The organism is Streptomyces bungoensis (assembly GCF_001514215.1).
Taxonomy (GTDB): domain Bacteria; phylum Actinomycetota; class Actinomycetes; order Streptomycetales; family Streptomycetaceae; genus Streptomyces; species Streptomyces bungoensis.
Genome location: NZ_KQ948862.1, coordinates 12,865 through 25,402 on the forward strand (window position 1 = coordinate 12,865; position 12,538 = coordinate 25,402).

General features: G+C 73.9%; 8 protein-coding genes and 1 pseudogene. 4 read left to right on the forward strand and 5 right to left on the reverse strand.

What is annotated here, in order from left to right:
• Positions 1-238 precede the first annotated feature (238 nt).
• Both AQJ66_RS22700 and AQJ66_RS22705 read left to right on the forward strand, forming a co-directional pair.
• Entirely contained in the window at positions 239-2,038 is a 1,800-nt protein-coding gene (locus AQJ66_RS22700) for an ABC transporter ATP-binding protein (protein ID WP_061925936.1), read from the forward strand.
• On the forward strand, positions 2,035-3,897 hold the full coding sequence (locus AQJ66_RS22705) for an ABC transporter ATP-binding protein (RefSeq protein ID WP_061925400.1): 1,863 nt from the start codon (positions 2,035-2,037) through the stop codon (positions 3,895-3,897). Before AQJ66_RS22700 ends, AQJ66_RS22705 begins: the two co-directional genes overlap by 4 nt.
• Positions 3,898-3,967: 70 nt before the next feature.
• Here AQJ66_RS22705 and AQJ66_RS22710 read toward each other — a convergent pair whose 3' ends face one another.
• The 5 genes and pseudogenes from AQJ66_RS22710 to glgX form a co-directional block, all read right to left on the reverse strand.
• Positions 3,968-5,215 carry a hypothetical protein gene (locus AQJ66_RS22710; RefSeq protein WP_061925403.1) on the reverse strand — a complete coding sequence of 416 codons (1,248 nt, stop codon included), beginning with the start codon at positions 5,213-5,215 and terminating at the stop codon, positions 3,968-3,970.
• A gap of 41 nt (positions 5,216-5,256) precedes the next feature.
• A pseudogene (locus AQJ66_RS22715) lies at positions 5,257-6,027 on the reverse strand (dolichyl-phosphate beta-glucosyltransferase); the annotation flags it as partial.
• Between the two features lie 69 nt (positions 6,028-6,096).
• Positions 6,097-6,624 carry a hypothetical protein gene (locus AQJ66_RS22720; RefSeq protein WP_061925406.1) on the reverse strand — a complete coding sequence of 176 codons (528 nt, stop codon included), beginning with the start codon at positions 6,622-6,624 and terminating at the stop codon, positions 6,097-6,099.
• A gap of 11 nt (positions 6,625-6,635) precedes the next feature.
• Entirely contained in the window at positions 6,636-7,142 is a 507-nt protein-coding gene (locus AQJ66_RS22725; RefSeq protein WP_061925409.1) for a SigE family RNA polymerase sigma factor, read from the reverse strand.
• Positions 7,143-7,253: 111 nt separating this feature from the next.
• Complete coding sequence (gene glgX / locus AQJ66_RS22730) at positions 7,254-9,500, reverse strand: glycogen debranching protein GlgX (protein ID WP_208611429.1); 2,247 nt, start codon at positions 9,498-9,500, stop codon at positions 7,254-7,256.
• A 223-nt stretch (positions 9,501-9,723) separates the two neighbouring features.
• Here glgX and AQJ66_RS22735 point away from each other — a divergent pair, with 223 nt between their 5' ends.
• Positions 9,724-10,944: a L,D-transpeptidase gene (locus AQJ66_RS22735; protein WP_079060365.1), complete on the forward strand. Its 1,221-nt coding sequence runs from the start codon at positions 9,724-9,726 to the stop codon at positions 10,942-10,944.
• A gap of 352 nt (positions 10,945-11,296) precedes the next feature.
• Positions 11,297-12,499 carry a L,D-transpeptidase gene (locus tag AQJ66_RS22740; RefSeq protein ID WP_208611430.1) on the forward strand — a complete coding sequence of 401 codons (1,203 nt, stop codon included), beginning with the start codon at positions 11,297-11,299 and terminating at the stop codon, positions 12,497-12,499.
• Positions 12,500-12,538 lie beyond the last annotated feature (39 nt).

A 12,538-nucleotide genomic window follows, 5' to 3' on the forward strand; every position in this document is an offset into this window, starting at 1 on the left:
GCTCGCCGGGAACGGCGAACGTATCCAGGGTGCGGACGCCCGCTCCAGCGAATAAAGGGCGAGAAGGGGGCGCGCGCGGGTCAGCTCCCGGAGCGCGGACGGCTCATCCGATGATCCCCCGGCCGCACCCTATGGCCCCGCGGCCGCCGCCCGGTCGGGGGTCGCAGGACCGCGGGCCGACCCCGGTCGGGCCAAAACTCGGTGGGCGATGTCAGTGCCGGTCCGTAGGCTCGCGATGATGCCCACGACACGTGCAACCACCCAGGACCGTTCCGCCGTCCGCATCCTGCTGCGGCTGTGGCCCTACGTCCGCCCGGTGCGGACCCGGCTGTTCACGGCCGCCTTCGTCGCGATCGTCGCCTCCTGCACGGGGCTGGTGATCCCGCTCGTGCTGAAGTGGATGGTCGACGGTCCCGTGGCCGGCCGCGACCCGGCGGGAGTGTGGCTCGGCGCGCTGTACCTGCTGCTGCTCGGCATCGCCGAGGCGCTCCTGTTCGGCCTGCGGCGCTGGCTGGTGGCCCGGCCGCTGTCGCACGTCGAGGCGGAGATGCGGGCGGCCCTGTATCGCCGCCTGCAGCGGCTGCCCGTGGCCTTCCACGACCGGTGGGCGTCCGGTCAGCTGCTGTCCCGGGCCACGACCGACCTGATGCTGCTGCGCATGTTCCTCGCCTTCCCGCTGACCTTCCTGCTGGTCAACGGGGTGACGATCGCCGTCGGCGTGGTGATCATGCTGCTGCAGGACTGGGTGCTCGGGCTGGTCGTGCTCGGGCCGGCCGTCCCGGTGCTGTGGACCTGCGTGGTCTTCGAGCGGCGCTACGCCGAGGCGGCGCGGCGCGCCCAGGACCAGGTCGGGGACCTGACGACGGTCGTCGAGGAGAGCGTGCTCGGCATCCGCATCATCAAGGGCTTCGGCCGGCACCGCAGCCAGGCCCGCGCCTTCCGAGAGCTGTCGGGCACCCTGCGCGGCACGGAGCTGCACAAGGCGCGGCTGCTGTCCGTCATCTGGGGCGTCATCGTCACCCTGCCCGAGGTGGCGATCGGGGCGGCCCTGGTGCTGGGCGCCGTGCGCGTGGCCGACGGCGACCTGTCCGCGGGCACGCTGGTCGCCTTCCTGAGCACGGCGCTCGCGCTGCGCTGGCCGGTGGACTCCATCGGCTTCCTGCTGGCGATGAGCCAGGAGGCGGCGACGGCCACGGAGCGGTACTTCGAGGTGATGGACGAGGAGCCCGAGGACCCGGCCGCGACCGCGGACGGCCGTGCGGCCGCCCGCACGGGCGGCGGCGCCGGGCTCCGGTTCGAGGACGTCCGGTTCCGCTACCCCGACGCCCCGCCCGGCTCCCCGCCCCTGCTGGACGGCATCGACCTGCACATCCGCCCCGGCGAGTCCATGGCCCTCGTCGGCGCCACCGGCAGCGGCAAGACGACGCTCACCGCGCTGGTCCCCCGGCTGCACGAGGTCACCTCCGGTCGCATCACCCTGGACGGCGTCGACATCACCGCCATGTCCCGTGAGGAGCTGCGCGGCAAGGTCGCCGTCGCCTTCGAGGAACCCACCCTCTTCTCGGCCGGCGTCGGCGAGAACGTGCTGATGGGCGCCCCCGACGGCGCCGGGGAGGCGGAGCTGGACCGCGCTCTCGCCATCGCCCAGGCCGAGTTCGCGCACGCCCTCCCGCAGGGCACCGCCACCCGGGTCGGCGAGCAGGGCCTGACCCTGTCCGGCGGCCAGCGCCAGCGCCTCGCGCTGGCCCGCGCGGTCGTCGGCCGGCCGGAGTTCCTCGTGCTGGACGACCCGCTGTCCGCCCTGGACGTGCACACCGAGGCCGCCGTGGAGGCCGCGTTGCGCCAGGTCCTCGCGGACACCACCGCGCTGATCGTGGCCCACCGCCCGTCCACGGTGCTGCTCGCGGACCGGGTCGCGCTGCTGTCGGGCGGCCGGATCGCCGCCGTCGGCACCCACCAGGAACTGCTGCGCGGCAACCCCGAGTACGCGCACCTGATGTCCGGGGAAGAGGCCGGGGAACGGGAGGACCACCGATGACCACCACCACGACCGCCACTCCGGCCACGGAGGACGACGACCTCCCCAGCCCGCGGGACACCGGCGACGGCGACCCCTTCGACCGCGACGTCCTGCCCACCCCGCCCGGCGCGACGGCGGGCCTGCTGCGCTCGCTGCTCGCCCCCATGAGGGCCCGCGTCGCCTTCACCACGGTCCTGCTGCTGCTCCAGCAGGCGGCGGTGCAGGCGGGCCCGCTGCTGGTGGCGTACGCCATCGACCGGGCCGTCCCGGCGTTCCGGCACCACGACCACGGGCCGCTGATCGCGGTGGCCGCCGGCTATCTGGTGTGCGCGCTGCTCTCCGGCGGGCTGCAGGTCGCGTTCATCGGGGCCTCCGCCCGGGTCAGCCAGGACGTGCTGCTGGACCTGCGCGGCCGGATCTTCCGGCACGCGCAGGCGCTCAGCGTCGACTTCCACGAGCGGTACACGAGCGGTCGCCTCATCTCCCGCTCCACGACGGACGTCGAGTCGCTGCGCGAGCTCCTCAACGAGGGGCTGCAGGAGCTGGTGACCGTCGTGCTGTCCTTCCTCTACATCTCCGCCATGCTGCTGTGGCTGGATCTCGGCCTCGGCGCGGTCGCGGTGGCCTCCTTCGTGCCGCTGTACCTGCTGGTGCGGGTCTACCAGCGGCGCGCGGTGCGGGTGTACCGGGTGCGGTCCACCGCGATCGCCGCGGTGATCGTGAAGTTCGTGGAGACGATGAACGGCATCCGGCCGGTGCGGGCCTTCCGCCGGGAGGCCGCGAACGACGCCGAGTTCGCCGTGCTGAACCGGCGGCACGAGCGGAGCAACGGGGACGCGTTGCTGGAGATGGCCCGGTATGTGGTCGGCTCCCGGCTGGTGGCCAACACCGCGGTCGCGGGGATCGTGCTGTGGGGCGCCTACCGGGTGGCGTCCGGCTCGCTGGCGCTGGGCGTGCTGGCGGCGGCGGTGCTGTACCTGCGGCGGCTGTACGACCCGATCGACCGGCTCGGCATGTTCCTGAACTCCTACCAGTCGGCCGCCGCCTCGCTGGAGAAGATCGCCGGACTGCTCGCGCAGACCCCCTCCGTGCCGGAGCCCGCCGAGCCGCGCGAACTCCCGGCGCGCGAGAGCGGGTTCCCGGGCCGTGAGGTCGTCTTCGACGGGGTCCGCTTCGCCTACCGCACCGGCGGCGAGGTGCTGCCCCGCTTCGACCTGACCCTGCCGGCCGGGCAGACCGTCGCCGTCGTCGGCTCCACCGGCGCGGGCAAGTCGACCCTGGCCAAGCTGCTCGCCCGCTTCTACGACCCCTCCGACGGGCGGGTGCTGCTGGACGGCGTCGACCTGCGCGAGCTGGCGGTGCCCGAGCTGCGGCGCGGGGTGGTGATGGTGACGCAGGAGGCGTTCCTGTTCTCCGGCACGGTCGCGGACAACATCGCCATCGGCCGTCCCGAGGCCGGCCGCGAGGAGATCGAGCGGGCCGCGAAGGCGATCGGCGCGCACGAGTTCATCAGCGCCCTGCCCGACGGCTACGACACGGACGTACGCAAGCGCGGGGGCCGCATCTCGGCCGGCCAGCGCCAGCTGGTCGCCTTCGCCCGCGCGCTGCTCGCCGACCCGGCGGTGCTGATCCTGGACGAGGCGACCAGCTCGCTGGACGTCCCGGGCGAGCGGGCCGTGCAGCGGGCGATGACGACCGTGCTCAGGGGCCGTACGGCGGTGGTGATCGCCCACCGGCTGTCCACCGTGGAGATCGCCGACCGGGTCCTGGTCATGGAGCACGGCCGGATCGTCGAGGACGGCCGGCCCGGCGAACTCATCGCGGGCACGGGAAGGTTCGCGGACCTGCACCGCGCGTGGCGGGACAGCCTGGCCTAGGCCATGTCGTCAAACTCCCGCCCGCCCTGCGGGCGGACGGCGGGAGTTTGACGACAGGACCTGGCCCCGCCTACGGCACCCCCAGCTCGAACAGCACGTACCCCGCGTACGACCCGGAGGCCACGGCCGCGATGCCGAGCACCGTGCACTGGACGGGCAGGGACAGCCGGCGCATCGCGACCGCCAGGGGCACGAAGAGCGGGAAGCAGGGCAGCAGGTAGCGCGAGACGTTGGCGAAGATCTGCTGGCTGCCCAGGACGAGGGCGAGGGTCAGCACCGTGTGGACGACCAGGACCGCCGGGGGACGCAGCCGTAACAGCAGCGGCAGCAGCACGAGGGCCAGCAGCACGACGCCCACCCCGACGACGTCCGCGAAAGGACACGGGAACAGGTAGCCGTTGTGGCCCACCGGGACGGACGTCAGCACGTCCAGGGTCTGCCTGCCGTAGTCGAACTCGTGCGCCCAGGCGCCGGACTGGAGCGTGAAGTAGCCGCCCCAGTCGCCCGTCCGGTGGCCGACCCAGCCCAGGTAGCCGAGCAGGCCGAGCGGGGCGAGCGCCAGGGCGAGCAGCGGGCGCAGGGTGCCGTCGCGGCGGTCGCGCAGGGCGTACAGGACGGCAACCGCGAGCGCGGCGATCAGCGCCGCGGCGGTGGGCCGGCCCAGCCCGGCCGCGAAGGTGAGGACGCCCGCGGTGAGCCAGCGGCGGGTCATGACCGCGTGGCAGGCCCAGGCGGCGAGGGCGACGTAGAGCGAGTCGGAGTAGACCGCCCACTCCACGCCGGAGCCGGGCCACACAGCCCACAGTCCGGCCGCGGCGAGCCCGGCCCGCGGGCCGCCGAACCACGCGGCGACGGCGTGGACGCCGAGCGCGGCGGCGAAGGAGGCGAGGACGGACACCAGCAGGCCGGCGCCGTACGGGCCCAGGCCGGTCACCTCGGACGCCATCCGCATCAGCGCCGGGTACAGCGGGAAGAACGCCGCCGAGTTGCCCTCCAGGGTGATCATGCCGGTGGCGCCGGGCACCGGGACGAGCTTCGGGTCGTAGCCGTGCAGCGCGATCTGCTGGTACCACCAGCCGTCCCAGGTGCCCAGCACGTCCCACGCGTGCGCCCCGCCGCCGAAGCGCGGGGACTTGCCGCGGAAGTCCCCGGCCGAGTCCAGCAGGTACAGGAAGGAGCACAGGCCGGCGAGCTTCAGGACGCCGAAGAAGGCGAGCACCGGGCCGTACCGGCGCACGGCGGCGCGCAGCAGCTCCCGCGGGCCGCGCACGCCCTCCCCGGGGGCCGCCGCGGGGACGCGGTCCAGGGCCGTGGTCATGCGGCGCCCGGCCCCGCCGTACGACGGCGGCGGCCCGCCTCCCGCCGCAGCCGGGCGATCCCGCGCAGGTCGGCCAGCGCGGTGGCCAGGATGTCGACGCTGCTGTCGGGGTCGTCCACCCAGTCCACCGGCACCTCGTGGATCCTCAGCCCGGCCCGCTCGGCCAGCACCAGCAGTTCGGTGTCGAAGAACCACCCCCCGTCCCGCACCAGCGGCAGCAGCCGCTCGGCGGCGTCGCGCCGCACCGCCTTGAACCCGCACTGCGCGTCGGAGAAGCCGACGGCGAGCGTACGGCGCAGCAGGGCGTTGTAGCCGCGGGAGACGACCTCCCGCTTCACGCCGCGCACCACCCGGGAACCGGGGGCCAGGCGGGTGCCGATGGCGAGGTCGGAGTGGCCCGAGACCAGCGGCGCGACCAGCGGCAGCAGGGCCGCGAGCCCGGTGGACAGGTCCACGTCGGTGTAGGCCAGCACGGGGGCCCGCGAGGCGGACCAGACCGTGCGCAGCGCCCGCCCGCGCCCCTTGAGCGGCAGCCGGGTCCACTCCACCTCGGGCAGGCCGGCGGCGAGCCGGGCCGCGATGTGCGGGGTGCGGTCGGTGCTGGCGTTGTCGGCGACGGTGATGCGGAACGGGTAGGGGAAGGTGTCCCGCAGATGGGCGTGCAGCCGCCGGACGTTCGGCGCCAGGTCCTTCTCCTCGTCGAACACCGGTACGACCAGGTCCAGGACGGGTTCCCCGGGCGGGAGGGCGAGGGGCGCGCGCCGGGGCAGGGGAGTCGCGGCCGGAGCGGTCCGGCCGGTGCGGAGTCTCATCACGTGGGTCCTTGCGTTCTCTGGTCGTCGGGCGCCCGCGGGTGTCCCGGGGCACGGCGGGGACGCGGGTCAGCCGCTCGCCCCGGGCACCGAGGTGGACGTGGAGGTCGGTGCGCCGCGGGGGGGCGCGGAGTCCGTGACCGGTGGGGTGGTGGCCGCGCCCCGGGAGGTGGCGGTGGCCGTGCTCGTGGCGGTGTGGGTGGGCGGCGGCTGTGCGGTCGCGCCCGGACCGTCGGTCGCCGTGGGCGGGACCGAGGTCTGCGTCGTGCTCGGCCCGGGCCGCCGGGTGGTGGCGGACGACCGCGGCGTCGGGCCGGTCGTGCCGTCCGGGGTCCGGGACGGGCCCGGGGCCGGGCTGATGACGGGACGCGGCGGCGGCGCGCTCGGCCGGTTCGCGGCCGGCGCGTGCGGCCACAGCAGCAGCCCGAGCCCGATCCCGGCGGCCGCCAGCACCGACCCAGCCGCCCGGCGTGCCGTGCGCGCCCGGCGCCGGGCGCGCACCCCCGCGTACAGCCGCTCCCGCTGCCCGGCCTCGAACACGGCCGGTTCCCGGGTGCCGTGCATCAGCCGCGTCAGCTGCCGTTCGAAGTGATCCATGGCCTCTTCCCTCACCCCACCGGCTCGATGACGTCGGCCAGCAGCCGGCGCAGCCGGGCCACCCCGCGCGCGGCGTGGGACCGGGCCGTGCCCACCGGGCAGCCCAGGGCCTCGGCGACCTGCCGGTCGGGCAGGTCCTGGTAGTAGCGCAGCACGACGGCGGCCCGCTGCTGCGGGCTCAGGCGGGCGAGCGCCGCCTCCAGCCGGGAGCGCTCGGCGACGGTCGCCGACACGTCCCCGGCCGCCGCCACCTCGGGCAGCCGCTCCACGGGCCGCTCGCCCCACCAGCGCCGGCGGGCCGAGCGGGCCGCGGCCCGGGCGAGCACCTTGCGGACGTACGCCTCCGGCGCCTCGTCGGCCACCTTCGGCCAGACGAACCACAGCTTGACCAGGGACTCCTGCAACAGGTCCTCGGCCCGATGCCGGTCCCCTCCGGTGAGCAGACGGGCCAGATGGAACAACACCGACCAGCGGGCCGCCACGAACGCGTCGTACTCACCGGCCCGAGCCTGCTCCATTCCACGGTCCCCGTTCTCGCCGGCTGTCCACACCAGGAGAAAGGCCCCACGCCCCCGGCCGCGCTGCAGTCGCTGGGCGTGATCCGCGTCACGTGCGGGGGGTGGACGGCGTCAGCCGGCCCGCAGGAGCAGCACGCTGCGCGCCGGGACCGTGATCTCCGTGCCCGCCGGGTGGACCGTGCCCGGCGCCTCGGCCTGGTCCTCGCGGGAGGTGTCGACCACGACCTCGTAGCGCTCCGCCCACGGCGGGCCCGGCAGCCGGAAGCCCGTCGGGCGCTCGCCCGCGTGCAGCACGGCCAGGAAGCTGTCGTCCAGGACGGGAGCGCCCCGCTCGTCGCGGCCCGGGATGTCCCGACCCGACAGATACATGCCAAGCGTGGCGGCGGGGGCGTACCAGTCGCCCTCGGTCATCTCCGCCCCTCTCGGCGTGAACCAGGCCAGGTCGCGCAGCCCGTCCGCCGAGTGCGCGCGGCCCGAGAAGAAGGCGCGCCGGCGCAGCACCGGATGCCGGTGGCGCAGGGCGATCAGCCGGGAGGTCAGGTCGAACAGCGGCCGCCAGGCCGGGTCCTGGAGCAGGGACCAGTCCAGCCAGCTGATCTCGTTGTCCTGGCAGTAGGCGTTGTTGTTGCCGCGCTGGGTGCGGCCGAGCTCGTCGCCGGCGACCAGCATGGGCACGCCCGTCGACAGCAGCAGCGTCGTCAGCAGGTTCCTGAGCTGCCGGCGCCTGAGCGCCCGCACCCGCTCGTCGCCGGTCTCGCCCTCCGCCCCGCAGTTCCAGGAGCGGTTGTCGTCGGTGCCGTCCCGGTTGTCCTCGCCGTTGGCCTCGTTGTGCTTGCGCTCGTACGACACCAGGTCGCGCAGGGTGAAACCGTCGTGCGCGGTGACGAAGTTGACGGAGGCGTAGGGGCGGCGGCCGCCCCAGGCGTACAGGTCGCTGGAGCCGGACAGCCGGTAGCCCATCTCCCGTACGTCGGGCAGGGCGTGCCGCCAGAAGTCCCGCACGGTGTCGCGGTACCGGTCGTTCCACTCCGTCCACAGCGGCGGGAAGGCGCCCACCTGGTAGCCGCCGGAGCCGATGTCCCACGGCTCGGCGATCAGCTTCACCCGGCGCAGCACCGGGTCCTGGGCGATGACTGCGAGGAAGGGGGAGAGCATGTCGACGTCGTGCATCGAGCGGGCGAGCGCGGCCGCGAGGTCGAACCGGAAGCCGTCCACGCCCATCTCGGTGACCCAGTAGCGCAGGGAGTCCGTGATCAGGCGCAGCACCTGGGGCTGCACGACGTGCAGCGTGTTGCCGCAGCCGGTGTAGTCGGCGTACCGGCGGGCGTCGTGCTGGAGGCGGTAGTAGCCGCGGTTGTCGATGCCCTTCAGCGAGAGCGTGGGGCCCAGTTCGCCCGCCTCCGCGGTGTGGTTGTAGACCACGTCGAGGATGACCTCGATGCCGGCGGCGTGCAGCGCGCGCACCATCCGCTTGAATTCGCCGACCTGCTGGCCCGTCGTCCCCGAGGCCGCGTAGCCGGCGTGCGGGGCGAAGTAGCCGATGGAGTTGTAGCCCCAGTGGTTGCGCAGTCCCCGGCGCAGCAGGTGGTCCTCGTGCGCGAACTGGTGGACGGGCAGCAGCTCCACGGCCGTGACGCCCAGCTTCACCAGGTGCTCGACCGCGGCCGGGTGGGCGAGGCCGGCGTAGGTGCCGCGCAGCTCCTCGGGGACGCCCGGGTGCGACTTGGTGAAGCCGCGCACGTGCAGCTCGTAGATCACCGAGTCCGCCCACGGCGTCTTGGGGCGGCGGTCGTCGGACCAGTCGTCGTCGTCGTGCACGACCACGCCCTTGGGCACGAACGGCGCCGAGTCCCGGTCGTCGCGGACGGTGTCGGCGACGTGCTGCTCCGGCCAGTCCCGGACGTGCCCGTACACCTCCGGCGGCAGCCGGAACTCGCCGTCCACCGCGCGCGCGTACGGGTCGAGCAGCAGCTTCGCCGGGTTCCAGCGGGCGCCGGTCCACGGGTCCCAGCGGCCCTCCACCCGGTAGCCGTAGCGCTGCCCGGGCATCACGCCCGGCACGAAGCCGTGCCATATCTCGTGCGTCAGTTCGGTCAGCGGAGCCTGGGTCTCCCGGCCCCGCTCGTCGAACAGGCACAGCCGCACCCCCTCCGCCCCGGCCGCCCACAGCGCGAAGTTGGTGCCCGCCACCCCGTCCGGGCCGACCCGGAACCGGGCCCCCAGCGGGGTCGACGCGCCCGGCCACACCGGCGGGGCCGGCGGCGCGGCCCGCCGGGCGCCGCTCACCGCGGCCGCCGGGTGCCCGCTCCCGGCCGTACCGCCCGCGGTCCGTGCCCGCTGCTCGGCTGCGCTCGTCACCAGTCGGCCCCTCTTTCAGTGGCTCGCCCGCGGGGCGCACTCGGCCGTGCCGAACGGCCGGGCGCACCCCCTCGGGCACGCCCGGCCGCACGGTACGGCTGCGCCCCGACGGCTCCGACGCGGGCGCGGCCGGCTCCCCTTCGCGTCGTCCTCCCCACTGTTCTGCCCAGCGCGAGGGTCGCACTCACGTTTCCCCGGGGCGTGCCCCGTCGTTGGGACCCACGTGAGGCACGTACAAGGGCGCGCACGGCGCGCGGGGGCCGCGCTGGCCGCGGTACTGACATGGGCGGCACTGCTGGCCGGCTGCACGGGCGGCTCCGGCGGACTGGACATCGACCGGGTCCTCGGGAAACCCCCGTCCCCCGAGGACGTCATCCGGGTGACCCCGGACGACGGCAGCAGAGCCGTCCGGCCCGAGGAGCGGCTGCGGGTGCGGGTGCCGGGCGGGCGGCTGGAGAAGGTGAGCGTCGTCGCCTCCCAGGACGCCCAGGACACCCCGGTCCCCGGGCACCTCAGCGCCGACGGGCTGACCTGGGAACCGGACGCGAGGAGGCTGGCGCTCGCCGCCAAGTACACCGTCGACGCGGTCGCGCTCGACGCGCACGGCCGCCGCTCGGCCCGGCACACCACCTTCACCACCTACGTCCCCGAGCGCCGGTTCATCGCCTACGTCACCCCGGAGAACCGCTCCACCGTGGGCACCGGCATGATCGTCTCCCTGTCCTTCAGCCAGGACATCACGGACCGCGCCGCCGTCGAGCGCGCCGTCCGCGTCACCGCCCGGCCGCCGGTGGACATCCGCCCGCACTGGTTCGGGAAGAACCGCCTGGACTTCCGCCCCGAGCACTACTGGAAACCCGGCACCGAGGTCACCGTCGGCCTCGGCCTGAGGGACGTCGAGGGCGCCCCCGGCATCTACGGCCTGCAGGCCAAGACGTTCGCCTTCACCGTCGGCCGCAGCCAGGTCTCCCTGGTGGACGCGGCCCGGCACATGATGGAGGTGCGGCGCGACGGACAGCTCCTGGCCACCGTGCCGATCACCGCGGGCGCCCCGACACACCCCACCTACAACGGGAAGATGGTGGTGATGGACATGCTGGAGGTGACCCGCATGAACAGTCAGACCGTCGGTTTCGGCGGCGAGTACGACATCCCCGACGTCCCGCACGCCATGCGGCTCACCGACTCCGGCACCTTCCTGCACGGCAACTACTGGTCGCCGGACTCCCCGGGACACGTCAACGTCAGCCACGGCTGCGTGGGCCTGAGGGACGTCAAGGGCGGCGGTTCGGACACCCCGGCGGGCTGGTTCTTCGACCGCAGCCTGGTCGGCGACGTGGTCGAGGTCGTGAACAGCAAGGACAAGACGGTCGCTCCCGACAACGGCCTCAGTGGCTGGAACATGGCCTGGACGGCATGGACGGCCGGCAGCGCGGTGAAGTGAGCAGATGAGGGGCGGTATCGAGCGGTCACGGTGACAGGTCGAAGTTGCGACGGAACGGTGACATTCACCTGACACCGCGCTCAAAATCCGGCGGTTAATATGCGCGCACAGTGTGGTGGGGACCGGGCCTGACCTGGTCCTGGGAGGGGAGAACACCTTGAACGTGCGGCCGATATCGGGGGCTTCGGCGGGGGGACGGGGAAGTGAGCCGCAGGGGCGCGCCGGTGTCGAGAGGACATGGGGCTCCCCCCACGCGAGCGGATTCGGGCGTGGGGGAGCGCGGAGGCCCGAAGGGTTGAGCACGGTCGGCCTCTCGACACCGGCTGCAGCGCCCCGGAGGCGAACGCCTCAGATGAGGGGGAGCGGTCGCAAGGGGCTGGCGCTGATAGCCGGCGCCCTGCTGATGGCCGTCACCGCGTGCGGCGGAGGCGGCCACTCGGAGTCCGGCCCGGGAGCCGGGAAGGGCAAGGACTCCGGGACCCGGCAGGGCGGGCAGTCCACCGCCGCCGTCAGCATCGCGCCCAAGTCCGGCGCCACCAACGTCGACACGAGCGGCGCCCTGAAGGTGAACGTCGCCAAGGGCAGGCTGACCGAGGTCGTGGTCAAGGACGCCAAGGGCACCCGCGTCGACGGCAGCATCGCGGCCGGCGGCGCGTCCTGGACGCCGTCGACCCACCTGGCCGGCGGCACCAAGTACACCGTGCACGCGGTGGCTAAGGACTCCGCGGGCCGCGAGGCCGCCGAGGACTCCAGCTTCACCACCCTGACGCCGAAGAACACCTTCGTCGGCTACTTCACCCCCGAGGACGGCTCCACCGTCGGCGTCGGGATGCCGTTCTCCGTCCGCTTCACCCGGGGCATCACCCACCCGGAGGACGTCGAGAAGGCCATCCGCGTCAAGACCGAGCCGGCCGTCGACGTCGAGGGCCACTGGTTCGGCAACGACCGGCTGGACTTCCGCCCCGAGAAGTACTGGCAGGAAGGCACCAAGGTCACCGTCGACCTCGACCTCGACGGCGTCGAGGGCCGCGCCGGCGTCTACGGCAAGCAGCGCAAGACGGTGAAGTTCACCATCGGGCGCAACCAGGTCTCCGTCGTGGACGCCAAGAAGCACACGATGAAGGTCACCCAGGACGGCAAGGTCGTCAAGACCATCCCGGTCACCACCGGCAAGCCCGGCTACGACACCTGGAACGGCCAGATGGTGATGAGCGAGAAGCTCACCGTGACCCGCATGAACGGCGAGACCGTCGGCTACGGCGGCGAGTACGACATCAAGGACGTCCCGCACGCCATCCGCCTCACCAACTCCGGCACCTTCATCCACGGCAACTACTGGGGCGGCGGCGCCTTCGGCAACTACAACGCCAGCCACGGCTGCGTCGGCCTGCGCGACGTGCGCGGCGGCTACGACAGGAACGTTCCGGCGGCCTGGTTCTTCAACCACTCGATCATCGGCGACGTGGTGGTCGTCAAGCACTCCCACGACCGCACGGTGGACCCGGCCAACGGGCTGAACGGCTGGAACATGTCCTGGGCCGACTGGAAGAAGTAGGCGTCGCCCGGAGTGCGGGCCCGGTGCTGTGAGGTACGG

Bases quoted from the DNA above. Each gene is read 5' to 3' on its own strand.
- AQJ66_RS22700 (WP_061925936.1), top strand. From the start codon at position 239: ATGCCCACGACACGTGCAACCACCCAGGACCGTTCCGCCGTCCGCATC.
- AQJ66_RS22705 (WP_061925400.1), top strand. From the start codon at position 2,035: ATGACCACCACCACGACCGCCACTCCGGCCACGGAGGACGACGACCTC.
- AQJ66_RS22710 (WP_061925403.1), bottom strand. From the start codon at position 5,215: ATGACCACGGCCCTGGACCGCGTCCCCGCGGCGGCCCCCGGGGAGGGC.
- AQJ66_RS22720 (WP_061925406.1), bottom strand. From the start codon at position 6,624: ATGGATCACTTCGAACGGCAGCTGACGCGGCTGATGCACGGCACCCGG.
- AQJ66_RS22725 (WP_061925409.1), bottom strand. From the start codon at position 7,142: ATGGAGCAGGCTCGGGCCGGTGAGTACGACGCGTTCGTGGCGGCCCGC.
- AQJ66_RS22740 (WP_208611430.1), top strand. From the start codon at position 11,297: ATGAGGGGGAGCGGTCGCAAGGGGCTGGCGCTGATAGCCGGCGCCCTG.